Source organism: Chitinophaga sp. H8 (assembly GCF_040567655.1).
GTDB classification, from domain to species: domain Bacteria; phylum Bacteroidota; class Bacteroidia; order Chitinophagales; family Chitinophagaceae; genus Chitinophaga; species Chitinophaga defluvii.
This window is the reverse complement of sequence record NZ_JBEXAC010000002.1, coordinates 2,195,908-2,221,009: the sequence shown is the minus strand read 5'-3', so window position 1 is coordinate 2,221,009 and position 25,102 is coordinate 2,195,908. Positions and strand designations below refer to the sequence as shown.

Annotated in this window: 19 protein-coding genes; 3 read left to right on the top strand and 16 right to left on the bottom strand. The window is 47.8% G+C overall.

The features are described 5' to 3' along the window. Positions 1-68 precede the first annotated feature (68 nt). Both ABR189_RS22830 and ABR189_RS22825 read left to right on the top strand, forming a co-directional pair. Complete coding sequence (locus ABR189_RS22830; RefSeq protein ID WP_354662805.1) at positions 69-950, top strand: nucleotidyltransferase domain-containing protein; 882 nt, start codon at positions 69-71, stop codon at positions 948-950. 234 nt (positions 951-1,184) lie between these two features. Beyond that, positions 1,185-2,015, top strand: a complete 831-nt coding sequence (locus ABR189_RS22825) for an alpha/beta fold hydrolase (RefSeq protein ID WP_354662804.1) — start codon at positions 1,185-1,187, stop codon at positions 2,013-2,015. A gap of 121 nt (positions 2,016-2,136) precedes the next feature. On the opposite strand, the gene ABR189_RS22820 is transcribed toward ABR189_RS22825, so the two are convergent. After that, positions 2,137-3,606: a glycoside hydrolase family protein gene (locus ABR189_RS22820; RefSeq protein ID WP_354662803.1), complete on the bottom strand. Its 1,470-nt coding sequence runs from the start codon at positions 3,604-3,606 to the stop codon at positions 2,137-2,139. 277 nt (positions 3,607-3,883) lie between these two features. Between ABR189_RS22820 and ABR189_RS22815 the strand changes: the two genes are divergently transcribed. Beyond that, the gene (locus ABR189_RS22815) at positions 3,884-4,582 is read left to right on the top strand and encodes a DUF4397 domain-containing protein (protein ID WP_354662802.1); all 699 of its coding nucleotides are present in this window, start codon (positions 3,884-3,886) and stop codon (positions 4,580-4,582) included. 101 nt (positions 4,583-4,683) lie between these two features. Here the strand turns inward: ABR189_RS22815 and ABR189_RS22810 are convergent, their stop codons facing one another. From ABR189_RS22810 to ABR189_RS22740, 15 genes are all read right to left on the bottom strand, one after another. Further along, a complete protein-coding gene (locus tag ABR189_RS22810; protein WP_354662801.1) occupies positions 4,684-5,298 on the bottom strand; it encodes a nucleotidyl transferase AbiEii/AbiGii toxin family protein in 615 nt (204 codons plus the stop codon). Between the two features lie 8 nt (positions 5,299-5,306). Next, positions 5,307-5,618, bottom strand: coding sequence for a DUF6922 domain-containing protein (locus ABR189_RS22805; RefSeq protein ID WP_354662800.1), 312 nt, complete (start codon positions 5,616-5,618; stop codon positions 5,307-5,309). Between the two features lie 36 nt (positions 5,619-5,654). After that, positions 5,655-6,485 carry an amidohydrolase family protein gene (locus tag ABR189_RS22800; RefSeq protein ID WP_354662799.1) on the bottom strand — a complete coding sequence of 277 codons (831 nt, stop codon included), beginning with the start codon at positions 6,483-6,485 and terminating at the stop codon, positions 5,655-5,657. A gap of 11 nt (positions 6,486-6,496) precedes the next feature. Further along, a complete protein-coding gene (locus tag ABR189_RS22795; protein WP_354662798.1) occupies positions 6,497-7,705 on the bottom strand; it encodes a UxaA family hydrolase in 1,209 nt (402 codons plus the stop codon). Then, positions 7,683-7,982, bottom strand: coding sequence for a UxaA family hydrolase (locus ABR189_RS22790; RefSeq protein ID WP_354662797.1), 300 nt, complete (start codon positions 7,980-7,982; stop codon positions 7,683-7,685). Before ABR189_RS22790 ends, ABR189_RS22795 begins: the two co-directional genes overlap by 23 nt. Positions 7,983-7,992: 10 nt before the next feature. Continuing rightward, entirely contained in the window at positions 7,993-9,234 is a 1,242-nt protein-coding gene (gluP, locus tag ABR189_RS22785) for a glucose/galactose MFS transporter (RefSeq protein ID WP_354662796.1), read from the bottom strand. A gap of 49 nt (positions 9,235-9,283) precedes the next feature. Then, entirely contained in the window at positions 9,284-10,024 is a 741-nt protein-coding gene (locus ABR189_RS22780; RefSeq protein ID WP_354662795.1) for a creatininase family protein, read from the bottom strand. Between the two features lie 39 nt (positions 10,025-10,063). Next, positions 10,064-12,427, bottom strand: coding sequence for a hypothetical protein (locus ABR189_RS22775; protein WP_354662794.1), 2,364 nt, complete (start codon positions 12,425-12,427; stop codon positions 10,064-10,066). 34 nt (positions 12,428-12,461) lie between these two features. After that, positions 12,462-14,114 (bottom strand): RagB/SusD family nutrient uptake outer membrane protein, encoded by a 1,653-nt coding sequence (locus tag ABR189_RS22770; protein WP_354662793.1) that lies wholly within the window; start codon positions 14,112-14,114, stop codon positions 12,462-12,464. An 11-nt stretch (positions 14,115-14,125) separates the two neighbouring features. Beyond that, complete coding sequence (locus ABR189_RS22765) at positions 14,126-17,446, bottom strand: TonB-dependent receptor (protein ID WP_354662792.1); 3,321 nt, start codon at positions 17,444-17,446, stop codon at positions 14,126-14,128. Between the two features lie 255 nt (positions 17,447-17,701). Next, positions 17,702-18,901 carry a FecR domain-containing protein gene (locus tag ABR189_RS22760; protein ID WP_354662791.1) on the bottom strand — a complete coding sequence of 400 codons (1,200 nt, stop codon included), beginning with the start codon at positions 18,899-18,901 and terminating at the stop codon, positions 17,702-17,704. 150 nt (positions 18,902-19,051) lie between these two features. Continuing rightward, positions 19,052-19,657: an RNA polymerase sigma factor gene (locus ABR189_RS22755; protein WP_354662790.1), complete on the bottom strand. Its 606-nt coding sequence runs from the start codon at positions 19,655-19,657 to the stop codon at positions 19,052-19,054. A 110-nt stretch (positions 19,658-19,767) separates the two neighbouring features. Further along, positions 19,768-20,322 carry an RNA polymerase sigma-70 factor gene (locus ABR189_RS22750; RefSeq protein ID WP_354662789.1) on the bottom strand — a complete coding sequence of 185 codons (555 nt, stop codon included), beginning with the start codon at positions 20,320-20,322 and terminating at the stop codon, positions 19,768-19,770. 149 nt (positions 20,323-20,471) lie between these two features. Next, the gene (locus ABR189_RS22745) at positions 20,472-21,752 is read right to left on the bottom strand and encodes an amidohydrolase family protein (protein ID WP_354662788.1); all 1,281 of its coding nucleotides are present in this window, start codon (positions 21,750-21,752) and stop codon (positions 20,472-20,474) included. Positions 21,753-21,985: 233 nt separating this feature from the next. Beyond that, complete coding sequence (locus ABR189_RS22740; protein WP_354662787.1) at positions 21,986-25,015, bottom strand: amidohydrolase family protein; 3,030 nt, start codon at positions 25,013-25,015, stop codon at positions 21,986-21,988. Positions 25,016-25,102 lie beyond the last annotated feature (87 nt).

Genomic DNA, 25,102 nt, shown 5'->3' with positions numbered 1-25,102 from the left:
ACAGCTCGCAGCTATTTACGTAAATTTGCTTCCAACTAAGACAGGTATTGACCCAAATACAAAAGGAAATGGAAATGCATTTACAGGAAAAGCATGCCATGCTGAACGATCTCACATCAGCATTCAAAGAAGTACCCGGGATAGCTGCTATTGTGCTGGGCGGCTCTCATGCAGCAGGATATGCGAATGAACAATCCGACCTGGATATCGGGCTATACTACTTTGAGAAAACCCCTTTTGATATTGAACGTATCCGGGACATAGCCAACCGTTTTTCCAAAGACGGATTACCACTGGTAACAGGCTACTACGAGTGGGGACCCTGGGTAAATGGCGGCGCCTGGATCCATACCGCAATAGGGAAAGTAGACTTTATCTATCGCAATATTGACCAGGTACAACAAACCATTACGGATGCCCTCAATGGTAGCTGGCATCACCATTTTGATCAGCAACCTCCATATGGGTTCAGGTCAGTGATTTATTTAGGAGAAACACAGGTATGTAAACCACTATTTGATCCGGTCAACGTTATACAACAACTTAAAGCACAGGTTACGCCCTATCCGGCTAAATTAAAGGCCACCATTCTATCCGACTGCCTGTGGCTGTCAGAATTTACATTTATGCAATGCTATGCTTTTGCCAATGTTGCGGATACTTATAATACGCTTGGTTGTTTTACCAGGATCGCACATTATCTGACCCATGCGTTGTTTGCCATCAATGAAGCCTATCCCTTAGGTGATAAAAGAGCGATGCAACACATTGCTGCATTTAAACAGGCACCCCTTCATATGACAACCAGGCTAAACAACATATTAGGGCATGCCGGCACACAAGCGCATGAATTAATTGCAAGCACAGATTTGCTGAAAACAATATGGCAGGAAATAGTGGCTTTAACCGAAGGCCGGTATCAACCAAGATTCCAACCTGGCACCGTATAAATTACGCTGCCACAAACAACAAAACACAAAAGCTGAGAGCTCACAACACTTAACAACACCACACAATAGCTCGTGGCTAGCAGCTAGTAGCTCGCAGCTTTGTTCACAATTGAACATCCACTGTATTATAAACGGTCAATAAACACTTGACAACTTCCCACAAATAGCTGATTATCATATAAATGCAAACATGGCATTGCCTTGGCATCTTCCTGTTCATTAAATACAAATCATATGAACACGATCATTAAAACAATGTGCAGTTGCCTGATGCTGTTATTAAGTATCACTACCTCCGCCCAAAAAGTATCTTATGGCAACAACCCCGAAGCGGGTCATTATATCAATGTTGGAGACGCTAAGCTCTATTACGAGGTTTATGGCAAGGGCGAGCCAATTGTACTTTTACATGGAGGTGTATTTGGCTACATCGACGAATTTGAAAATCTTATTCCCAAGCTGGCGGATAAATACCAGGTGATCTGTATTGCCACCCGTGGTCACGGAAAATCTGAAATCGGCCATTCCCCTTTTACATATAAACAACGTGCGGAAGATGCTTACAAAGTGATCCGCAGTATTACGCAGGACAGCGTAACCGTGATTGGCTTCAGCGACGGGGGATTTAGTGGACTTAAACTGGCGGCACTTTATCCTAACCTGGTAAAAAAGCTCGTAGCGATGGGAGTAACCGATCGTTCCAGAGCGGTTGTTGAGAGCAGCTTTAACTATAGTGCTGCCGGATTAGTGAGAGATGATCCGGATTTCTTAACCAAGCGCCTGCAACTCATGCCGGATGCAGAACGCTGGAACGAATGCCAGGCCAAACTTACCAAGTTGTATAATACTGATTATATGAGCACAGAAACTTTCCGCAAGATCAAATGCCCGGTACTGATTGTGAGCGGTGATAAAGACACCAGGAACCCGATGGAAGGTGTGATGAAATGTGCACAAGCTATCCCGGATCATCAGCTGTCTATCATTCCTGATGCCGGACACACGGTATTGAATGATAACTTTCCTTTGGTATGGGAAACAGTTGCTCCTTTCCTGAATAAATAAAAACAGCTAAGCAAAGGCTGGCTAAAAAATAATAGCCTGCCCTTGCTTAGCCTGGTATTTAATAGCTATCCGTTTTTATTCCAGGTAAAGTACAACGCTTTTGTGCCGTTTTTAGCCAGTATCATGGCGTAAAGTCCAATGGGTGCCAGCGTGTATTCCAGGCTCCCCAATTGGGTCCGTAAGCATAAGAAATATATTGCGGGGTAGACGGATCCAGATGTCCTGATGCATTGCCACTCCAGCCACAATTATGCAGATATGGCCGCAGGGTGCTGTCGCGCAGCTCCGCAATCTTCTGGAAAGTAATGCCATCAGCAGATTCCCACAGCACCATATAACTATTGGGCGACAAACGCGAAGCGGTATGTACCGCCTGAAACATTTGCAGATCATCCCGGTATTTTACATCACTGTGATCTGCGCCGCCAATGCTGGTTTTATTCATTGCCGTGCCCCGGAGAGTAAGACTGCCGGGCCAGTTGGCATCTGTAGCACTGGCAGTAGCCACCCGCGTGGTCACATCTTCTGTTCCACCGGCATTCCAGGAATAATAAAAGAACACCGTATCATTTTTTACTACCATTGAAGGCTCTCCTGCTCCAAAATAATCCGGACTGCCTGTATAGGTGATCACCGGTTGCGGCGCACCTCCCCAGCCTGTTCCGTTCCATTTCTCCCAGGGTCCGGTAGGCGACAGGGAGCGGCAAACATATACATGATTATCCGTACCACGGGTGTCTTCGGTAGACGTATAACCCAGATAATAATAACTACCCCACTTAGCTACACCCGGATCACAGATAGACAACTCATCACGGGTATGTGCAGTAGGTTTCAGCACCATCTGGTCTGCTGTCCAGGTAACACCGCCATCGGTAGAATGCCGGTAGGCTACCTGATCCCAATAACCACTCACTGTAGCAGAGGGATAAATAGCTGCTTCATAGCTGCCACTTACCACGGCGCCATTGAAATAGTTGGTAACCCCGCTTACGGCAGCAGGATATTTCCATACCCCCGGTGTGCCGGAAGGACTGCTTAATACCCACAGATAATTGCCGGCAGGAAGCCCAACGGTACTGGTTAAACTAAGCCGTGCATTGTCCGAAAAATGAACAAACGCCTGCGAAAGCAAAGGCGTTCCGGCTACCGTAGTACTATAACTGCTATTCCATTTGTACAGGCTCAGGGTGAGGTTGCTGGTAGTAGAGCCCCAGTTGGGACATACTACCCCCAGTAAACGGAAGGTGTCTGTGGCAGTGAATTTCTGCGCTGCCGTATTAGTACCGGAAAGCGCTATTGGTGCGTGGCTGTTCGGATCCCCGCCATCATTATATTGCAGGATACCATAAGCACCGCCAGGTGCGGCAAACCAGGCATCTATCGAACCATCGCCGTTAATGATAATTGAAGGGCCATAACGGTAAGCACCCGCCAGGTAAATATCCCAGCCGGATGGTATGGCAGGAACCGTATCATAACTACTGGTCCCTGTCTTTTTTTTCAGCTGTTCAACAGCAGGTTTCAAAACAATGGGCGCTGTACAGGCACACAGCAGCCAAACTAATAATACCATTGATCCATTTTTCATAATAGTTCATTTTACGGTGTTATTTAATGAATGACTACCATTCCGGATGCGGCTTCCTCAGGGTACAAACAGGTAGCGAGTATCTTAATTTATGCTAAAATAACAGCATGCGTGTCCTACGCTCTCCTATTGCTGCTGGTTATAAACAAGTTGCCGTACCAACTATTCTTGTACAATAAAAATATTCCTTCCATAGGGGACTCCCCGGTTGCCATGCGTCATTAGGTCAAACTACCGCCCGGCGGTATGATTTTTTTATTAAACCATGATTGCTTACATGAGCTCCATTCAACGTACCCTGGTTATTGTGATGGCCGCCTGCAGTCTCTTTGCCTGCAGAAAAAAGAAAGACGAAATTGACCCGAATGCATTATCCCAGATCACGGTCATGCAAGGCATCACCGGTGTCGGAAAATTTGATGTATACCTGTCCGATAGTATCCTCCTGGCAGAGAACCTGGCCTACGGACAATCTATCAACTACCGCGCGGTAAAAACAGCCAACTATAAAATACAATTATATCCTGCGGGCAATAAACAAACCCGCCTGATAGAAACCGCTATTTCTCTCTACCCGAACCGCTCTTACAGCGTTTTCCTGACCGTAGATGATAAAAAGAATGCGGTGATCCTCAGTACATCAGATAACCTGGCTGTTCCAGCTCCCGGAAAGAGCAAGGTAAGACTGGCCATATTATCCGACCTCCGTAAAAATGCGACCTCCAATCCTTTTGCAGTAGATGTGGTAATAGATAAGAAAACGGTATACAGTAATGTAAAATACCGGGACCTCCTTTCTTTTATTGAAGTGGAAGCAGGAGAGCGTATCGTGGATATACAACTGGCGGGTACCGGGGTGAGCTTGCTGAACGGAAACCCTTACAAATTAGATGCCCGTAACGGACAGATCATTACCATCGGCTTAAGTGGGGCGGTAGATAATATCGGATTTACCATCTACCAAAATAAACTATAACGGGAACCATGCGACCATGAGCAAAGACAAGGAAACACTTTGCTTAAGTACAAACAGCGCGCCGGCTAAAAACATCTTTCCTATGCTCTCAGGAAACTGCTTTAGCCGGCACTGTTTTTAGCTGCTACCTGCTCCATCTCTGCTTTTATCTCCTCCCAATTTTTATTCTTGAAGCATACAGGATCGGGCATCATATCAGCTACAGAAAAGTCCGTTAATCCCGCAATAACATCTTTTATTTCAAACCAAGGGTATTTCTTCTCATAGACATTTAGCAATGCCGCCATTGTATGTGTCTCCAGTATCTCTGACAAATCCCAAAAGTCCTTTTTTCGTCCACCACGTGAAATGGTGTCGAGTTTCATCGCTGCTATATCTTCAATAGTTGCCAGCCTGATACCCAATTCCTCAATTGCCGGATATAAAAACGGAGCGTCCCAATAAAGGATATCTGTTTTGATACTTTGTACCTCATCTTTTCCGAGAAAGAGGTAAAGTCCCTGGTTATTGATTTGATTAGCAGGGCCGGTGATAGCATTGATCTCTTCTACATAAGGAAAATTTAACCTGATCACCTCTAAAATATGATCAAATGGGATTTGCCCATAAGGGCCATCGCAAAACATGTCGATATCAACAGATTCCCGATGTCCTCTCAACAAGCTTAATGCAGTACCTCCGACCAACCTAAAGTCGGACAGATCCACTATACCCATTAATTTGGTTAAAACTTCGAAAAGTTCATCGCTCGTAGTTTCCCGGTAGAGCATTTGAAATCACTATTGCGAAGATGAAAAAGTCGGCGAGAGATGACCTGTGCTCTTGGCAGCAAACGCTCAGAGTTAGTTACAATATTACGTATCCTGTCTTTTCCATAATAACGAAATATCTCTCTGATATCATTGGATGTACCCCTCTCCATAGCTCTGATAACAGTAAACTCCGGATAACGGTCAAAATCCAGCTTTCGCAGGTCAATATCCCAGAATGCACGACGGGATAATGCAGGTTTCGTTATGTCAGGATTCGTTTGCACTTACCAAATATACGAAAAAGATGGGGTTAATCTGCCCTACTGGCAATTATACACCCGGGCGCAATTGCCGCCCCATAACTTTTCCTTTTCCTCCCCACTCAGATGTGTGGTATTTTTTTCCAGGATTTCACATGTTTGTGTATAAGATGCTCCGGTGAGGCATACCGGCCAGTCGCTCCCAAAGATCACCCGGTCGGTTCCAAAAATATCCAGTACGGCATTCACATAAGGTTTAAAGTCCGTCATCTTCCAGTTGGCCCAGTCCCCTTCTGTTACCAGCCCCGCCATCTTACAGCTCACCTGTTCCAGCTTTGCAAATGGGCGGATATCCTCCAGCCACCTGCTGATATGCTGTGCTTTGATCAACGGCTTTGCCAGGTGATCGATAATAAACTGCTGCTCTGGAAAACGTTTTACAAATGTGAGCGCATGTGGCAGATGTTTAGGATAAATCAGGATATCGTAGGTAAACCCATACTTTGATAACAGGGCGATGCCCTGGCAAAAATCTTCTCTCAGCAAAAAATCATCCTGCGGTTCTGCCTGTACAATATGCCGGAACCCTTTCAATGTTTTCCACTGTGAAAAGTAAGCGAGCCTTTCGGCGATATTCGCTGCGCGAAAATCTACCCAGCCCACTACACCACGGATAAAATCATGTTGCTCCGCCAGCTCCAGTAAAAAATGGGTTTCTGCCTCACTTTGATCTGCCTGTACAGCAATGCAGCCGGTTATGCCATTGGTCTGCATCAGCGGATATACATCTTCCGGCATAAAATCATTTTTTATGACCGCCATCTCATCTGTGATCCAGGCATCTTTAACAGGATCATACTTCCAGAAATGCTGGTGACTATCTATTCTCATCGTTCAGATTATTAAGGTAAACAAGCTGGGCCTACCGGCTCAAAGGTTTTATATCCCAGCACAAATTCCTGGTGCCCCAGTTTTTCGGAGCAGGTCCGCCCGCCTGCTGCCAGACTGACGATCTTATCAAAGATTTCCTTTCCTACCTCATCCAGGGAAGCCTCGTTGTATAATATTTTACCGGCGTTGATGTCCATATCTTCTTCCATCCGCTGGAAGGTTTCCGGGTTGGCACATACTTTTATCACCGGCGAAATAGCAGATCCTACTACAGAACCTCTGCCAGTGGTAAACAATACACAATGCGCTCCGGAGGCAATCAGCTCGGCAATTTCTGAGCTGTCGTTCGGATTGGGGAATCCAAAACGGGGATCTCCGTCCGGCACAATATCCATTAAGATCAGCCCTCGCCGGTGAGGTAGGTCGGCAGGTTTGATCATGCCCGAAATAGGGGCAGATCCTGTTTTGCAATACGCCCCCATCGACTTTTCTTCCAGTGTCGTTAATCCTCCGGCAGCATTGCCTGGCGCAAAACTACCATGCCCCATGATGGTATAATATCTCGCTGCTTTGTCTACCGCCCGCTTCAGCTCCACCGCCAGCTCCGGCGTAATGGCCCTGCGGCTCATAATCGCTTCCAGACCGATCATCTCGCCTGTATTTTCAAAAATGGCGGTGCCTCCACTTTCCACAATCATATCAAATGCTTTTCCTACGGCAGGGTTGGCGGTAATACCACTGGTGGCATCACTGCCTCCGCACACTACGCCTACTACCAACTCTGAAGGATCAAAGTCCACCACAGGTACTGCCTGAAGGGTTTCCAGTGCGGTGGTCACAAAAGCAATACCATCGTCGATGGATTTTTTTGTGCCGCCGGTTGTTTGTATGCCTATCAGTTTCACCGGGCGGCCACTGGCAGCTACATGCGCTTCCAGCCTTACCCGGTTAAAGCTCTCACATCCCAGCGATACCAGCAACACTGCTCCTACATTGGGATGGGTGCACAATGCGCTCATCATCTTATCAGCATAAGCGTTGGGATAACAGCCGCCAAAACCGATCAGCTGCACGGGCTGGTCCCGGAAACGGGTAGTGATCTCACGTGCCACATGATGCGCACACTCTACCAGGTAGGCCACTACCACTACATTGCGGATCCCTTTCCGCCCATCAGGGCGCAGGTAGGCCTGCAATTTATTTGGATGTAATGAATTCATGATCTAACGTATAAGTGGATATGTAATCACTTTTCACATTATGCAGATGCACATGGGCTCCCACCGGAATATCTTCCGTGGCAGCACCTATAGGCACACCGAACTTGATGATCTTCTCTCCCTTGCCAATATCGCGGAGGGCAATTTTATGCCCTAACCCCAACGGCTGTTCAAAAACGATCGTTTGTCCGGCGATTACTTCTTGATCTCCCGGGAGGATACTGCTGCAAATCACCAGTACATTATCTGCCGGATTGATCTGGATCAGTTTTTTCATGCAGAAAAATTTATAGTGGTGTAATAATTTCCGGTGATGCTACCTCCGTTCTGGTCCTGATCTTACTGCCGGATGCAGCAAACCACAGGATAAACAGATACGATGGTAAACATACCAGGTAAGCCATCTGGTGAGAAGTAAGTCCGGCTACATACCCGAATAAAAGCGGTAAGATAGCCCCCCCAACAATGCCCATTACCAGAATAGAAGAACCTGTTTTGGTAAACTTCCCCAGGTCGGCCAGCGCGAGCGGAAAGATTGCCGGCCACAATAATGAATTGGACAATCCCAGCACGGCCACAAAATAGATGGACGTGGCGGGTGGCAAAAACACGATGGCAACCGTAATCAGGATCCCCAGCGAAGTACAGGCGATCAACGCGGTATGCTGACTTAACACCCGCGGAATAAAAGTAACGCCCAGCAGATATCCTACTACCATGCCGCCGGAGGTATACCACACGTAATGTTCCGGAGAGGGCAGGTTCAGGATCGTTGCATAGTCGTTGATAGACCCTAATGCAATGATCTCCACCCCTACATCAAAAAAGATGGCAATCACGCCCAGCAACAAATGCGGAAACTGCAGGATACTGGTTTTAGAATTGGCATATGCGGAAACAACGGAATCTTCATCCAGATCATCTTCTCCAATGGCTTTAATCTCAGGAAGCGGGGAGAAAAAGGCCAGTACGCCAATCAATACCAGCAATCCTGTAATTACATAAAACGGGATGATCACATCCTGCAACCTGATGTTGGTCAGGTCCATGAACACAGCCAGGATAAAGGAAGCACCGGCAAAAGCCAGCTTATCAGAAATGCCCATGATACAAATCCTGCTGGCAGCACTCTCCGGCGGCCCCAGGATAGTTACATAGGAATTGATCGCGCCGGTGAGCAATGTTTGTCCGATCCCTACGATAAACAAAGCGATCAGAAACAAGGCAAAACTCACGATCTCCGCGGCATAGCCGATGATAAAAAATCCGGCGGCAATGAGCAGAAAGGCGACGGTAATCCCTCCTTTATAACCTATCTTTTTAATGATCGCACCTGATGGTACACCAAATACCACATAGGCGGAAAAGGTGGCCGTCATAATCAGATAGGACATCGCCGTGGAAATATTAAACGCCCCCTGCACAAAAGGAATAAAAAAGGCGTTGATCCCGATAGAGAAGCCCAGCACAGCATACATGGCGCCAATGATAAACATGGGGATCACCAAAGTCTTTTGATTATTATTCATAACAGACCTGTCTAAATTTTAGGTAAACCGTTTGATCTAACGGGAATGCTTATTGGCCGAGGGCCTTTCTCATATCCTGGAGGATGATATCCCTGGCGCGGTTGCCATAATCTACAGAGGCGGTTTTAGCGCCCTGCGCATACCAGTTATCCGTTGTAAAACGGCTCATATCCACTCCCTCCGGACAGAACGTCATCATCAGGGAAGTTTCCTGTTCTCCGGCATGGTCAATCGGGAATTGTTCCTGTGCCACCGTGCTCACCAACGGATGGATACGGATCCAGTTGAAGGGATTATCTCCTGCCGCGTGACTGTCATAATAATCCGCGGAGGTATTGTTTCCCCACCAGCCTTCTCCCCGTTGTTTTTCCAGGAAGGCAAATGTTTCCTGGCGGGCGGCCAGCTTAAAGGCCAGATCGGTAGGCATACCTGCGGTAAAGTTTTCCGACTGGTGATGTACAAACACGTTGATATTGCGAAAGCCTATACGCAGTAAATTGTAAAACAGCTGGCGGGCAAAAGGCTGCAATACCTGCGCATCTACATGTACGGTACCATTGCGCTCCGGTTGCTCTACCGCAAAGCTGCTGGCGCCATAATAAAATGGCGGCATGATCACCAGCGGCATTTCTTTTTCCAGCATTTCAAAAGCACGCACTATCAGGAGGGTATCCACACCGGTACACAGGTGTTCACTGTGGTATTCCAATACGCCCAGCGCCATTACTACCGGGGTATTATTATCTATTGCTTCCCTGATCTGGTCAGGGAACATCATTTCATAACGCATTACTGAAGTATTTTATGATCACGGAATAATACACCGGTGTTATGCCAGTGATTTTTTCATAGCAGGCAGCCAGCGGTCCAGCAAATCCCGGCAATTGATTACCTTTTCTACCAGGTCTGCCGGCACATAGAAATAGTGGTTGGTCGCTTCAAAGCCTAATCTTGCATCCCTGCCCTGTAATACGCACATGCGTTTGGCCAGCGTAATCTCTTCCCGCAATACCTGCTCCAGCTTGCCTACTGCTGCCAGTGCTTCCGCTTTGTCTGGCTTTGCCAGCAGCTGATCACGCAGGGTGATAAATTGTATCTGATGTACAATACTGCTGTAATGAATCGCAATTGCTTCTGCGATATTACATTCGTCTGCCAGCGCTTTCCGTTCGGCCTTGGAGAGCTTCATAGCCCTCGTTTGCTTACGCAGGGTAGCGAGTGCGGCATTAAATCCATCTACGATCTTATTCAGCTGGCTGGAGAATACCGGTACCGGGTAATTACTCACCCAACTCCTTACGTCATCATATGGAATACCTACCATGGTAGCAGTGTAGCCGGTAGGTTTTTCCCACAGCAGATTGGAAGGACCTGTTTGTAACGGCGCCATATATACGACACTGCCATTATACGGGAATTCGCTGAAGGCGGTACTGAATTGCCTCCAGGCTGCTACTACTGCCGGGCCTGCCGGGCCATAACGGCGTTTGGCTACCAGCTCCATAGCTTGCAGTGCCGAGAGGGAAGGATTACTGCCAATGGCAGCTACCACTTCCAGGTTGGGCGACGGATGCCCGCCCAATGTCCAGCCCAGCATCAGCCCATCCACCTTGGCCTCCCGGAGGTTGGCCGCATGGGTAGCTACATTTTCCAAAGCGGGGATATAAGGTACGGCACCAATTTCCCAGGTGGTACCTGCCTGTATCTTGGCAATGATTTTAAGTCCGTGCTGGCGGGCAATCCCCCAATGACGTAATGCTCTTGGCCCTGGCCCTACCGCGGAAATAGAATATTCACCCACCGTGTTTTTAACACCTCCCCTGTTCAGCGGAAGGTCCCACTCGCTTACACTCATCAATGCCAGTTCCGGCGGTAGGGCGGGTACGATCTCCTCTGCCCAGCCATTTGCCCAGCCCCAGTCCCACGCAATCAACTGCGGCGTGGTAGCGGCTTTTTTGCCGGATTGCTGCTCATATTGACGGATCCCCTGCTGGATGCCTTTCAGGTAAAGGCCATTCAGTTCTGCGATAACGGCAGCGGGTCCACGTTTTCCACAACGCGGACAATTACCACCCAGCCCGTGCGACCAGCAATTGGTATGATTCTCTGAGGCGGTGATAGAAAAGAATCCTGCCAGGTCCGGTACCCGGGAGGTAATGGTGGCTAATGCGTCTACCAGGTACTCCTGTACTTCCGGATGACTGGTACACAGCGCTGCCTGGTCTCCTATCGTCACGCCTTTCAGGTCAGGATATTTTTCGAAAAAGGACAAAGGCAGGAACCTCGGTTCATTCAGATAGAGGTAAATGCCGATGCCATGTTTTCTGGCCCGCACTACCAGCTTGTTCAGGTTTTCCAGGCGCTGTTCCCAATGCTCGCTCAAAGCCGGATCCCAGGGAAACGGGGTGAGCTTGCTGAGTACAATATGCATCCAGGTGCCTCCCATGCCCGATGCAGCCATCCTATCCAGGTAACCATCCGGATAAGGATCTATTTCAGGCTCCAGTAAAGGATCCCCAAAGAGGGCGAAGTAAGCATATCCAAAGCGGGGAGAAAAACCCGATTCCACGGGAGCTACTTTGGCCGGAGGAGTAGATAACTCCTTTACGAAATGAAATAAAGGTTGCTCCGGTTTAGGAAAACCACCGGGAAATTCTTCTTTCATCACCCTGGCCATCCAGGCTTCCCGTGCCTTCGTAGTCGCATCAGAAGGTTGATACCGGATGGGATCACAATCGGGTTTTATACTGCCCAGTTTTATATAGAAGAAATCATCTTCCTGTAAAGTAAACGTAAGTTTTTCGTCGGTCCATTCCAGTAATTCCAGCAGTTGCTGCCGGGGTAGCAGGTGCCAGTTACGCCGTATCACGGAAAGGTAGCTACGTTGCTGCAACTCTGCCGTAACGGGTATGATAGCAGGCAGGCCTATTTCCTTACCCAGGCGCAGCAGCTCCGCAGCAGAAGTACCGGCTACTTTGGCCATCCGGTCCAGCGGTACCAGGTTCCAGTTGCGCCATAAAAAGGCATGCATCTTATCCGGAAAATGAGGTAAAGCAACCGCCGGTTTCCCGGCGGTTTTCTTTGTAATAGCTGCAATACCGGGATATCTTGCCAATAGCAATCCGGCAGTAAAAAGGGTGCCCGAAACCAGAAATCTCCGGCGGGATAGCGCATTCATAACGTTGTTCTCCATAAATTCAGCTAGTTGCGAAACAGATTAATTATTGCTAATTCCAACCCGGATTCTGGGTCAGGTTTTTATTCTTTGATCGCTCTCCCTGTGGAATGGGCATCCAGTACATGCGCTCTGTAAATACGTTAGGCTGCGGATCTATCGGCAAATATTCATAGGTAAACGTATTATTAGCATGCTTGGTGATATAGGCGCCATGACCATACTTTCCATTTAATACCGTGGTGGCCAGCTTCCATCTTCTCAGATCCCAATATCTTTTCTGCTCAAAGCAAAGCTCAATATAACGTTCATTCCTTATTAATTCACGCATTTTTTGCTTGTCCAGGCTACCTGCTACCAGATCAGTAGTGATACCTGCTCTCTTCCGCACCAGATTCAACGCACTGTAAATACTTGCATCCGGTGTGCTCAGGAATTCATTCTGCGCTTCTGCATAGTTCAGCAATACTTCTGCATACCGGAATTCTATCCACGGCTGTGAGCTGCCGGCATTACCTGCATAGATGGTATTTTCAGGGTCGGTGGCTTTTCGTGTATAGTAGCTCGTTTTAGTATTGTAGATAATATTTTCCGGCGCGGCATCGTAATCCCGGCCACCTTTGTAGGTTTCCAGGGTGATTTCCTTTACCGGAGGACCACTGCTGGTGCCTTTTACCTTAGAGCCGTTGAAGGCGATAAAGGCATAGAAACGATCGTCCCGGCCCACATAAGGATTGTTTTCATCATAGCCGGAAGTAGGATCGGTAATGGCTTTTCCGTTTTTCATCGGAAAGGCGTCTACCAGCTCCTGCAACGGAGAGAGCTGTCCGGCATTGTTATTGGCCAGGATCAATGGTCGCAGTCCTGCATCCCAGCTATGTTGCTTTTCGGGCAACCGGTACTGTATTTCAAACAGTGCTTCGGGATTAGCGCCCTTTTCCAGCCATAAGGTGTTGAGGTTGCTGAACAAACTGTACTTATTCAGGTCAATGATGGCCTTGTTGGCTTTGGCGGCATCTTCCCAACGACTGGCTGTACCGCCTGCATTATATAGCGGGCTGGCAAAATAAAGTAAAGCCCTTCCTTTCAAAGCCATCGCAGCAACTTTACCGGCGCGGCCTCTTGGCGCATTATCCGGCAGCTCGCCTATGGCGATATCCAGCTCTTTCACAATAAAATCAAAACACTCTTCCAGGCTATTACGCTTTACCAGCAGGTCATCATCCAGGGTCTGGGGTTTGTCAATGATAGGTACGCCACCATATCTTTTCACCATATCAAAGTAAAGAAAAGCACGCAGAAAACGGACTTCTCCTTTCAGGCGGGTCCTGGTTTCTTCCGTTACATTGGCTTTGTCTGCATTGGCCATGAACTCATTTGTTTTCCGCACTGCATCATATTTCCAGAATTCAATAGGATTATAACTTTCATCCCATTGCCCTGCCAGCATCTGGTTGGGCCGGTCGCCAGGATAATTACACCTGCCCTCATCTGTAATATTGTCCTGTGTATTGGAATAATCATACCCTGGCCGGTCATTATACAACCCGTTTACAAACATTTCCACCAGGTTAGGATCTTTCCATACCTCATCAGCAGTGATGCCGGTAGGGTTGGCAGGATCCAGGAAGTTGCCGCTGCAGGATGCCAGGCAAAAGGCCACCAGCATCCAGGTATATCTCTTGATAATATTATAGTTCATCATTGTTTTTCAATTTAGAATGACACGTTAACGCCTACATTAATAGTCCGCTGCTGAGGGTAATAATTACCGTTCGGACTTTCTATCTCGGGATCAAATTCTTTCAGCTGGCTCCAGGTAAGCAGGTTGTATCCGGCTACGTATACCCGTAACTGCTGAATATTTTTCCGCTTCAACCATTCCTTGTTGATATTATATCCTATGTCTACTGATTTCAAACGGGCGTAACCCGCTTTTCTCATCCAGAAGTCGGATGCCCGGTTGTTGGTCAGCCTTTGGTCTACCCAGGCAATCGGATATTTTGCATCCGGATTTTCGGGCGACCAGGAGTCTGTGAGGTACGCGAAGTTGTTGCTGGAACCACCATTCTGGTACATGATCCTGGCTGCGCCGTCCATCATAATATTCCGCTGTGCAGCGCCCTGGATCAGGAAATTGAAATCAATATTTTTCCAGTTAAATCCGCCGGAGATACCATACATAATCCTGGGCGTTTGTCCATAGTTGGCCAATACTTTCTGGTCATTCAAGGTGATTTCCCCATTACCATCTACATCCGCATATTTGATATCTCCTGCCATATTTTTCTGTCCAAACTGTGTGCCACCATACCACTTATCTGCTTCATCCTGGCTTCTGAACAAGCCCAGGGCTTCATATCCGTAACGGTATCCCATCGGGCGGCCCAGCTGTTTCTGAAAGTCCAGTGCACTGGAAGGATCATCGATCTGTGTTACCTCATTAACCGCATAACTTCCGATGAGGCGCAGGTTATAACTGAAGTCATTGAGCTGCTGCTGGTGGCTGAGTGTAAATTCAAATCCTTTACTCTTTACCTGTGCGTAGTTTTCATTCGGCAGCACTCTTCCAAAAGTACCAGGCACGGAACGTTCGCGCGACCACAGGATATCTCTTGTCGTGCGGAAGAAATAATCAAACTCCAATCCGAACAGGGAATTAAAGAAATAAGCGTCCAGTCCCAAGTTGGTATTATCCTGCTTTTCCCAGGTAATATTCGGATTGGGATATACCCCATACTGTACATAGGGCAATGCCTGTCCGTTCACTACCGGACCAGATCCTGCCACAATGGTGTATGAATCGGTAAACTGGAAGGCTCTCACCTTTTCACTACCGATACGGTCGTTACCGATCAACCCTTTGGATGCCCTGAGTTTTAAGCTATTCATAAACCGCATCGCGGATGAATTTTTATAGAAGTTTTCCTCCGAGATTCTCCATCCGGCAGAGAATGCCGGGAAAAGGCCAAAACGGGAAGCTTTGGGGAAGAGGAAAGAACCATCATACCGGAAGGTAGCTTCCAGCAGATACCGGCTGTCATAGGCATAGTTAAACCTGCCCACCAGGCTTCTTCTGGCATCATTCAGGATACCACTTCCATCCAGGGTTTGATTGGCAGGTCCGCTGGCAAAAAATTCATCTTTTACATTCGTCGCAAAGTCTTCTTTCCGGCCGTTAAAGGTACCTCCCTTAGCACTGAACTGTTCAAACAGTAACAGGCCACTTACCTCATGCAGGTTGAACTTTCTGTTATAGTTCAGGGAAGCATTCAGTGTAATGTTCTCAATACCTTCATACTTCTGTGATAAAGAAGTTCTGCCACCTACCACTTTGGTATTAGTAACATTTCCGTTGGCATCTTCATCATACATGGTGTAAGGTGTGATAAAGGATTTGTTGGTCAGATGCTGTTTATAGTAAGAACCTGTTCCACGTACAGAAAGCCCTTTCAGGAAAGTGAGCTGCTGTTCAAAAAACAGGGTACCCTGAAATACATCATACTGGTTCCTGCCATAGCCGGAATTGTAGATCATTTCAATGGGATGAGAGCCGGTAGTATTATAAGGTTTTCCATCGGGATGATATGCCGGACGAACCGGGTTTACATTGATCACCCTGTTGAAAATATCATTGGCATCCCATCCAGGTGTGTTGGACCTTTCCTGGCGTCCTTCCAGGTTCAGTCCTACCGTAAGCGTTTGTGTTACCTTGGCATCTATATTGGCACGCAGGTTATATCTTTTGAAATTGATATTGTCATACATCCCGTTCTGGTCCAGGTATCCCAAAGACATAAAGTAACGGATGCTTTCGGTACCCCCATTCACAGAAAGGTTATGCTGTGTTTGTGTGCTGTTGCTCTTGAAGGTTTCTTTGTACCAGTCGGTACCGCCGGTACGGAATTTTTCCAGATCGCCATCGGAAAAGAATAACCCGGTATGTGCCGGATTAGTTGGATCATATCCCTGGTTCTTTAATGCCTGATTCCTCACAGAAGCATATTCAAAAGCAGACATCAGCTTAGGATATTGGGTAGCATTCTGGATGCCCACCATACCAGTATACGTAATAGTAGGTTTTCCTGTTTTCCCTCTTTTGGTAGTGATCAGGAATACCCCGTTAGCAGCCCTGGCACCATACACGGCAGCAGCAGAAGCATCCTTCAGGATGGAAATACTTTCCACTTCATTCGGATCAATCTGCCCGAAGCCATCGGTACGTACAATACCATCCACTACGATCAGCGGATCATTGACATTCAAGGTACTCTGTCCACGGATCAGCATGGAAGAACCGCTACCCGGACGGCCGTTGCCGTTAGTAGCAATTACACCTGGTAATCTTCCTGCAATAGCATTGGTCAGGTTACCGGTGGGTGTTTTCTTTATTTCTGCACCGGAAATAGTGGCAACGGACCCGGTGAGGTTTACTTTCTTTTGGGTACCATATCCTACTACCACTACAGCTTCCTGGTATTTTACTTCAATGTCCAGCACCACTTTCAGCACCGTTTCATTACCGACAGGTACTTCTTTTGTCACATATCCTACAGAGCTGAATACCAGTATATCTTTGGTAGAGGTAACGTTTAAACTGAACTTACCGTTAGCATCCGTGCTGGTACCATAGGTATGTCCTTTTCCCCGGATGGTAACACCGGGTATGGGGTTGCCCTTGTCATCCGTTACGGTACCGGAGATAGCAATCTGTGGCGCCGCAGCAGCTGGCATGGATGCTGCTGCTTTGGGTTTTATCACCACCGTTTTGTCAATAATCGTATAGGTAACAGGCTGGTCCTTCAGGCAATACGCCAGTGCTTCCTCCAGCGTAGCATCTTTTAAATCCACATCGATTTTAAATGTCCGCTGCAGGGTTTCGTTGGTGTACAGGAACTCATATCCCTGTTGTTTTTTCAGTTCGTTGAACACTTCCTTCAACGACACATTTTTCTGTGACAGATGGATCTTCTGGGAGAATCCTGCCGCACTTACCTGCAAAAAAGTTACGGTTAATAAAATAGCAGTCAATTTCATGACAAGCATCATTTTGGTTGACAAAACCCCTCGCCTGGGAGAGATTTTTACATGATAGTCCAATTGCATAGATTTGCAGTGTTTGGGTTTGCGTGATCAATAGTTTTTTACCAGAACGTGTTGATTGACGAATAGGCCCGGATATCTTTCCAGGAGCGTTTCGACCCGCTCCTGGTTTTTTTATGGGCACCAGAGATCTGACTATGGTCCTTTTTTCATAACGAGGTATTAGGTTTTAGTAGGTTGATATTATAATTATGGCTGCACAATCACCTGCCCGTTTTCTACCGAGCAATGTACTGCCCCGGTAGCTTCCAGCATTTTAAATACCTTAGACAATGGCACATCCCTGGAGATGCCTCCGTTAAAATGTTGCTGTATCGTAGCCCCGCGGTATACCACATCTACATTATACCAGCGGGAGATCTGCCGCATTACCTGTGCGATAGGCGTGCCGTCAAACTGGAAGCGGCCATTTTTCCAGGCCAGTATCGCATCCATATCTGTTCTGTCAGACACCTCCCAATCCCCCTGTGCGGTAAGCTGCGCCTGCTGTCCGGGGCGTAACATCCGGGTAGCCGCTCCTTTGATCACATTTACACTGCCCGATACCAGCGTAGTGTTAATGGTGGCTTCATCATCATAGGCGTTTACATTAAACTGCGTGCCCAATACCGCTATTTTCATGTCTTTTACCTTTACCTGGAAAGGCTGTTGGACGGCCTGTGCTACTTCAAAATAGGCTTCCCCCGTCAGCTCCACTTCCCGCAACTTGCCTGTAAAAGCAGACGGAAAACGCAGAGAAGAAGCGGCATTCAGCCATACTTTGGTACCGTCCGGCAAGGTAATCTGGTACTGGCCCCCACGGGGAATGCTGATCTTATTATATACCACCTCTTTAGTGGCCGTATGGCCACCTGTATAAGCCAGCTGCCCATTGGCCAGCTTGGCCACCTGGGTGCCGCCCTGCAGGGCAAGGGCGCCATTTTGCGCACTGTCCAGCGTAATAGCAGTACCATCCGCCAGGGTAAGCACTGCTTTATTGCCGCCGGGCAATAATTCCTGCTGCACCTGCGCCATATTTTTACCAGGTACTTTTACCGGCAACTGGGAAAGCCAGAAATAGATCCCGCCACCAGCCAGCAACAGGATCACCGCTGCGGCCCTCCACAGGGGCCAGCGATTCATTTTTCGCACCGGTGCAGCGGGTGTTACCACCGGTGCTGCTTCTTCCCCGGCGGCAGTCTGAAACACCCTGGCCAGCACCGCTGCGCTGGTGGCGTCAGGCATCACCGTATCCGGCTCATATTGCTCCCACGCCCGCTCCAGCACCTCCCGGAGTGCGGCATCACTGGCCGACTGATCTATCCACCTGGCCAGCTCCGCTTTTTCCTCCTCCGTGCAGGATTGGTGGAAAAATCTTTCCACCAGATAATGTATTCTTTCTTCAGGCATAACTTTCATGGGTTTAAAAACAGGACAAACAACAACAGCTGCGTTTTTTTACTAAAAACAAACCGGCAGACCATCGCGGAGGACGCTTTCCTCTATAGGTAGACAACCGGCAGAAAAAACATGTCTAGTCTCCGGCAAAAAAAATTTCAACTATTTTTCAAAAGTGCTCACCACGGCCAGCAGGATATAAAATCCGGTGAGCGTATCAGGGTGGTTCCGGAATTGTTCCCGGATAGTGCGGAGTGCCTGGATCATGTGTTTGTTGACCGTAGAAAGGGAGATATTCAGGTGTTGGGCTATTTCTTCATGTTTCAGCCCCTGTTCCCGGCTCAGGGTATATACCAGCTTTTGCTGGGGAGGTAATTTAGAGACTGCCTGACTCAGTACCTGCTGCACCTCTTTCAGCTCCAGTACGGCTTCCACCTCTGTAGCGACGGCTTCAGGATGCAGGGTATTATTGGCTACCAGCAGGGCTTCCCTGGCCATACGTTTAAAAGCATTAATAGCGTGGTGCTGTGCCATCCTGAATACATATCCACGTAAATGCGCAATCTCCGTGAGCCCGCTCCGGTGCTTCCACAATTTCAGAAAAACATCCTGCACCACATCTTCAGCCATTTCCGGAGAACCGGTCAGCCGTAAAATATAACTATACAATCTGTCCTTATACAAATAGAAAAGTGTGGTAAAAGCAGCTTCACTTCCCCCTGCGGCCAGTTGCAACAGTTCATGTTCATTATGTAAATGGCTACTCATCCCCATATGCTTACCCCCTTCTGAAGAATTTTGTGTTTAACAGCGATCCGGCAGCCCTGATTACCGGTGGTGTATCCATAACGTGTAAAATAATAAATTATACGCCCCTTTCAGAGTAACATGGTAAACAGCGTATAAATTTCAGGATCCAGCCGCAACCGCAGCAATTGTAATCCCCGCTTCTTATGTGTTTTCACTGTATTGACGCTCACCCCAAGTTGTTCGGCGATCTTTTGGTTTTTAAGTCCGTCTACATACCCCATTCTTATAATACGCTGGCATACTTCCGGTAGTGTTTGCAAAGCACGGTGTATCTCTCCCAATACTTCCGACCGGATCATCGCCAGGATCACACTTCCCTCATCAGTCACTTCTCCTGTTTGTGCGGCGGCAAATTTTTCCACTACCTTTTCATGACGTAGTTTATTCAAACAGGCATTCCGTACCGTGGTATACAAAAAGTTCTTTACTGCTACCGGATGCGTACTCACCTCCTGCTGTTGCTGGAGATAGGTCACAAATGCTTCCTGCGCAATATCCCTGGCCTGGTCTTTATCGCCCGTAAACCGGAAGGCAAAATAACACAGCCTGGCATAATGCGCTTCAAAAAGCGATGCTGCCAGTGCCCTGTCTGGTTGTATAAAATGGTTTGCCTGCCCTTTCATAATTCACATTCGTGAGATACCGTGCTTATATAAGGATGCTTTATTACAATAAATGTAAGCGAAAAAGCAGGTAAAACAAACTCTCCCGCTAAAAAGGGCTGCCTTCCTGACGGATAAACAGCCCTGGTTATTTTCAAGGAAAAGCAAACCTACTTTAACCCATACTTGTATTTATACCGCTCATACAGCTGGTGCTGCTTATTGTCCAGATTGATCGTACGCCCCTGAATAAAGGCATGTGTGATAATACTGGATTTCATGTCCATGATATCGCCGGTGCTCACCACGATATTGGCATCTTTTCCGGTTTCCAGTGATCCGGTGGTTTTATCAATCCCTAATATTTTAGCCGCATTCAGGGTCACCGCACGCAGGGCTTCTTCTTTTGTCATCCCGTAAGCAGCGGCAGTACCTGCTTCAAACATCAGATTCCGCTGCTGCCAGAAACCTTCATTGCTCAAACAAAATAATACACCAGCCTGCTGCAGCTGAGCGGCTGTTTTATAAGGCTGGGCCACATCATCATCCTGTATCATCGGCAAGCTATGCGGCTGGGCCAGCACAACGGCGATATTATTTTGCTGCAACTGATCTGCTATCCGCCACGCATCTGTGCCGCCTACAATCACCACCCCGATGTTAAACTCCCGGGCAAAATCTATTGCCAGCAACAGTTCCTTCACCAGGTTACAATGCACAAACAATTTTTGCTCCTTATTAAATAAGGGACGCAATGCTTCAAATTTAAGATTCGTATTGGCATGCTGATCTTCCTGCAGATATGCTTTCGCTTCTCTGAAAAAAGAACGTACCTGCTCAATACGCTCCATCGCCGCTTTTAACCGGTTACTACCCGCTGCAGCATTACTGCCTGCGGGCAACAGGCTGGGCATGTAAAAATGCTGGGCATTATCTGTTTTATACGCAGCATCTTCCCAATTCCAGGCATCCAGCTGTACTATGGAAGAAGTGCCGGACAACAACCCTCCCTCCGGCGTAACACCCGCCAGCAAAATACCATTGGAACGCAGGGTATTGATCACTTTGGAATCCGTATTATACGACACGATCGACCGCACCGATGGATTCAACTCCCCTACCTCCCGCACATCATTGGTGGCGCGTACACTGGCCACTTCTGTCAGCCCCAGTGAAGTTTCCGGTGCTATAATCCCCGGATAGATATGCTGCCCTTTCATATCCATTACCGTCACATCCCCGGCAGGTACCGTTACATTTCCCACTGCGGTAATCTTCCCCTGCGCAAATGCCAGCGTACCATTTTCAATCACCTGCCCATTACCAGTATGAATAACCGCATTGGTGAGATAAACAGCTTTTTCCTGCGCCGGTGCAGGATACACGTTCTCCTGTGCCCATAACTGGCTACAGCAGATCAAAGCGGCGGCGAGACAAAAGAATGATTTCATGATTGTTTTTTATTTAAGAGCTGTTAGCTTTTAGCCTTTAGCTTTTAGCTCAATGCAGCGGGTAAATTGTGTTATGTTTAAGAGCTATTAGCTGTTGGCTGTTAGCTTTTAGCTCAATGCAGCGGTTGAAAAGAACTGTGAGCTGTTAGCATTATGTTTTGTTGTTTAACTTTTTGCCTTTCATCGCAACAATTGCATTACGCAAAAAAGCTAAAAGCTAAAAGATGACGGCCCTACAGGCCGTCATCACAGTGCCAAAGTACTTCCGGTACATAGGCTGCTTTTTGTGTGGGCTTACCGCCTTTTTTTTCTGCCAGCATTTTTTGGATGAGCCGGTTGCGCTCTGCGGCAATACGCTGATGCAGGGCAGCATCCCTTTCCCGGTCAAAGTAGACGATTCCGTCTACGATCGTTTTCTCCGCTTTGGCATAGATGCTGAGGGGATGATCACTCCACAGCACCAGATCTGCATCCTTACCTACTTTTATACTGCCGGTTTTATCTCCCACATGTAATAAGGTAGCGGGGTTGATTGTCACCATTTTCAAGGCATCCTCTTCTTTCATGCCGCCATATTTTACGCTTTTGGCCGCTTCCTGGTTCAGGCGGCGTGCCATTTCCGCATCGTCGGAGTTGATCGCTACCGTAAGTCCTACATCCTGCATAATACTGGCATTATAGGGAATAGCATCCTGCACCTCCATTTTATAAGCCCACCAGTCGGCAAAGGTGGAAGCGCCGGCGCCATGCTTTTTCATTTTATCCGCTACCTTATAACCTTCCAGTATATGCGTAAACGTATTTACCCGAAAGCCATAACGCTCCGCTACTTTCATCAGCATATTGATTTCACTCTGCACATAAGAATGACAGGTAATAAAACGTTTGCTGTGCATAATTTCTACCAGCGCATCCAGTTTCAGATCACGGCGCTTGCCTGCTCCTGCCTTTTCATAATCCCGCGCCCGGGTAAAAGCATCATCCAGCACCTGCTCTACGCCCATACGTGTTTGTGGAAAACGTACAGTTTGCGAAGCGCCCCAGTTGGATTGTTTTACATTCTCTCCCAAAGCAAACTTGATAAAGGGAGGCGCCCCTGAAAATTTCAGGTCTTCCGCATTGGCGCCGTAGCGCAGCTTGATCAGCTGGCTCTGCCCGCCAATAGTATTGGCACTGCCGTGCAGCAAATGAGAGGCAGTGACACCCCCGCTCAGCTGACGGTAGATATTGATATCATCCGGATTCAGCACATCGGCGATACGCACTTCAGAAGTGGCCGACTGTGTGCCTTCATTGACCCCTCTGGAAATAGCGATATGGGAGTGCTCATCAATAATACCGGCAGAAAGATGTTTGCCCGTACCATCAATCACCTTTGCATTGCCCGCAGCTAAGTTTTTACCTATCCGGGCGATTTTTCCGTTGTGCAGTAATACATCCGTATTTTCCAGCTTACCTTCTTTTTCGCTGGTCCACACCGTCGCATTTTTTATCAGCAGGTCTTCCTGCACCGGCTTACTTTCCCAGCCATAGGCATTAAAAGGATAGTACACTTTCCCTACGCTTTCACCAGCTTCTTTAGCAGCCGTATCCGGTTTGGGAACAAAGGCACTGACCAGGGAGGCCTTCCACTTTACTGTATTACCACTGGTATCCAGTCCGGTACCATCCCAGTGCTGTTCTCCTATTACCCCACTCAGGCGTATCGTTTTGGTATTGTTTTTAACCGGGGAGAATTGTAAGGTCACCAGTTTATCATCCACCTCCATCTTGCCGGCAATCGTATCTTTTTGCAGCAAGGATAATGCAGGCGCTACCGGTGTGCCCTTTACCGCAATCTGATAAGTAATATTGCCAGGCTGCAGGGTAAGCTGGTAAGTACCACGCACATCCCGCCATCCATTTTCTTTCAGCAGGTAACGGCCACCTTGTACCCAGTTCTGGTAAAAAATAGTGTTATCATCAAACAACGGTCCGGAAGTAATGAGGAAGTTGGCAATTTTTCCTGCTTCCAGGCTCCCTACCTGGTCGTATACTTTCAACGTGGTAGCCGGTGTTTGGGTCAATGCTTCCAGTGCTTTCCGCTCGCTCAGCCCTGCCTGTATGGCTTTGCGCACTTTGGCCAGGAACTGTTTGGGATCTTTCAGATTCGCTGCGGTAAGACAAAAAGGAATATTTGCTTTTTCAAAAGCAGCAGGTTCTGTAGGGGCCAGCTCCCAGTGTTTCATCTCACTTACCGAAACAAAGCGGGCATCATCCGGATCTTCCACATCTATTGCATCCGGGAAGTTGACCGACAATATAAATGTAGCCTTGGTAGCAGCCATTTCAGGAATACGCTGGTACTCATCTCCACCCGCTTTAATGATATACTGCCCCCCAAATTCATGGGCGATGCCGGTAGCCCGCAGGGCATCCCATTTATCGATCGTTTCAAATATCTGGGGAAGCTGTTGCAGATTATTCCAGGCGGCCAGACTTACATTGATCCCTTCCCTGGCAGGCTGTGTTTTATACCATTGTGCATCCAGGTAAGTTTGTCGTAACAGCGCTACCGCTCCCATGAGAGAGCTGGGATAATTCTGGGTAGAGCTGCCTTTGTCAAAAGAATAATGTGCCGAAGCTTTCTCTTTCAGGATCACTTTATTTTCCCTTTCGTTGGCCAGCGTTACCAGTGCGCCGGTACCCCGTGCAATCCCGTCGGCCTGATGCGTGAGTACCGTACCAAAGCCCAGCTCCCGCAGGGTCTGTGCCTTCGCATCATCTGTTACAAACAGGGAGGCAGCATTCACTTCACTTTTAATAGCCTGGTTCCAGCCCGTAGCTCCTTTGGTATTGGAAAGAAACTGGGGAGGCGCCGCAAAGCTATTGCCCGCGCTTCTCACGGCCGGCACACCATAGTTGCTGTAAATATCCACGAAGGATGGGTAGATATATTTCCCCTTGCAATCTACGATCACCGCATCTTTGGGAATGGCTATCCCTGTTCCTGCACCGATGATCTTTCCTGCCCGGATCACCAGGGTGGCATTTTGAATGGTAGTGCGCGCATCTTTTACCAGGGTGGCCTGTGTAAAGGCAAAACATCCTTCCCGGGGGCTGGCCACCCCATTTTCAGGGAAAGTGACCTGGGCCTGCGCATAAAAACCAGGTATCAGCAAACAAAACAACCAACTTAATTTAAGGCAGGCGCTGGCAGCTTTACCAACCCACCTGGCAGGCAAAAGGGCTGCCCGCTCCGGGTGCGGCAATACTTTATTCATTTTAACTAATTTGCGGTTTAGATGGTGTTGAAGTCTTAAATTTAACAAATGATTGATGTGTCATACCATAAATTAGTATAATTTTTA

What these genes read in the sequence shown, in the direction of transcription:
- ABR189_RS22830 (WP_354662805.1), top strand. Translation starts at nt 69, where the DNA reads ATGGAAATGCATTTACAGGAAAAGCATGCCATGCTGAACGATCTCACA.
- ABR189_RS22770 (WP_354662793.1), bottom strand. Translation starts at nt 14,114, where the DNA reads ATGATGAACTATAATATTATCAAGAGATATACCTGGATGCTGGTGGCC.
- ABR189_RS22820 (WP_354662803.1), bottom strand. Translation starts at nt 3,606, where the DNA reads ATGAAAAATGGATCAATGGTATTATTAGTTTGGCTGCTGTGTGCCTGT.
- ABR189_RS22765 (WP_354662792.1), bottom strand. Translation starts at nt 17,446, where the DNA reads ATGAAATTGACTGCTATTTTATTAACCGTAACTTTTTTGCAGGTAAGT.
- ABR189_RS22810 (WP_354662801.1), bottom strand. Translation starts at nt 5,298, where the DNA reads ATGGGTATAGTGGATCTGTCCGACTTTAGGTTGGTCGGAGGTACTGCA.
- ABR189_RS22795 (WP_354662798.1), bottom strand. Translation starts at nt 7,705, where the DNA reads ATGAATTCATTACATCCAAATAAATTGCAGGCCTACCTGCGCCCTGAT.
- ABR189_RS22755 (WP_354662790.1), bottom strand. Translation starts at nt 19,657, where the DNA reads ATGAGTAGCCATTTACATAATGAACATGAACTGTTGCAACTGGCCGCA.
- ABR189_RS22750 (WP_354662789.1), bottom strand. Translation starts at nt 20,322, where the DNA reads ATGAAAGGGCAGGCAAACCATTTTATACAACCAGACAGGGCACTGGCA.
- ABR189_RS22780 (WP_354662795.1), bottom strand. Translation starts at nt 10,024, where the DNA reads ATGCGTTATGAAATGATGTTCCCTGACCAGATCAGGGAAGCAATAGAT.
- gluP (WP_354662796.1), bottom strand. Translation starts at nt 9,234, where the DNA reads ATGAATAATAATCAAAAGACTTTGGTGATCCCCATGTTTATCATTGGC.
- ABR189_RS22740 (WP_354662787.1), bottom strand. Translation starts at nt 25,015, where the DNA reads ATGAATAAAGTATTGCCGCACCCGGAGCGGGCAGCCCTTTTGCCTGCC.
- ABR189_RS22760 (WP_354662791.1), bottom strand. Translation starts at nt 18,901, where the DNA reads ATGCCTGAAGAAAGAATACATTATCTGGTGGAAAGATTTTTCCACCAA.
- ABR189_RS22775 (WP_354662794.1), bottom strand. Translation starts at nt 12,427, where the DNA reads ATGGAGAACAACGTTATGAATGCGCTATCCCGCCGGAGATTTCTGGTT.
- ABR189_RS22790 (WP_354662797.1), bottom strand. Translation starts at nt 7,982, where the DNA reads ATGAAAAAACTGATCCAGATCAATCCGGCAGATAATGTACTGGTGATT.
- ABR189_RS22800 (WP_354662799.1), bottom strand. Translation starts at nt 6,485, where the DNA reads ATGAGAATAGATAGTCACCAGCATTTCTGGAAGTATGATCCTGTTAAA.
- ABR189_RS22745 (WP_354662788.1), bottom strand. Translation starts at nt 21,752, where the DNA reads ATGAAATCATTCTTTTGTCTCGCCGCCGCTTTGATCTGCTGTAGCCAG.
- ABR189_RS22815 (WP_354662802.1), top strand. Translation starts at nt 3,884, where the DNA reads ATGAGCTCCATTCAACGTACCCTGGTTATTGTGATGGCCGCCTGCAGT.
- ABR189_RS22825 (WP_354662804.1), top strand. Translation starts at nt 1,185, where the DNA reads ATGAACACGATCATTAAAACAATGTGCAGTTGCCTGATGCTGTTATTA.